This is a genomic window from Mesorhizobium sp. M1E.F.Ca.ET.063.01.1.1, assembly GCF_003998155.1.
In the GTDB taxonomy this organism is placed as follows: domain Bacteria; phylum Pseudomonadota; class Alphaproteobacteria; order Rhizobiales; family Rhizobiaceae; genus Mesorhizobium.
On record NZ_RZSC01001431.1, the window covers coordinates 1 to 657 of the forward strand.

Sequence of the window (657 nt, forward strand, 5' to 3'; positions counted from 1 at the left end):
CGCGAGATCGGCTGGCCGATCGGCGACGGCGAATGCCTCCAGTCGATACCGCCGGCCTGCGCCAAAAGCAGCGCTGCGCCGCGCGTCGTGCCGAGGATGCGGCCGGAAGCATCGAGCGCGATCGCCGCTTCCGGATCGACGTCCAGGAACTCCGGCGAGCGCGAAAAGCGCAACACCCATTCGGAGTGCATCTGCGCCATCAAATTGGCGAGCTCGATGCGTCGCGCGGAAGAGGTCACCAGGTGCAGCGCGAGGTTCTGGCTGACTTTCGGCTGCGGCGAACGCAGCAGCGAAATGTCCAGCACCGCGGTCAGCTCGCCCTTTGTGTCGAAGATCGGCCAGCCGATCTCGCGCTATCTCGACATGGACATCGACGACCTGCCGAACCTGACGCGTGGACGCCCGACCGAGGAGCGGCTGGTGTTCGGCCGCAACGGCAGCGCCCTCTTCGCGCACGCGATCGAACCGCAGCCGCCGAGCGGACGCCGCGTTCCCGTCGAGCTGCTGCCGAAGCCGATCGCCGAGCTTTCAGGCGGCGACCCGGTGATGGCGGCGATGCAGTGCCGTGCCGCCAAGCTGGCGCGCACCTCAATTCCGATTCTGATCCATGGTGAGACCGGCTCCGGCAAGGAGGTTCTCGCCCGCGCGATCCATGAC

The 657-nt window shown here is 67.4% G+C and carries 1 protein-coding gene and 1 pseudogene; one reads left to right on the forward strand and one right to left on the reverse strand.

Annotated elements, in window-relative coordinates; translation table 11 throughout:
- Positions 1-338: pseudogene (locus EOA29_RS43605) on the reverse strand (sigma-54-dependent Fis family transcriptional regulator); the annotation flags it as partial.
- Between the two features lie 25 nt (positions 339-363).
- Here EOA29_RS43605 and EOA29_RS43940 point away from each other — a divergent pair.
- Positions 364-657 (forward strand): sigma 54-interacting transcriptional regulator (locus tag EOA29_RS43940; protein WP_281061154.1); only part of this gene is annotated, 294 nt, incomplete at its 3' end.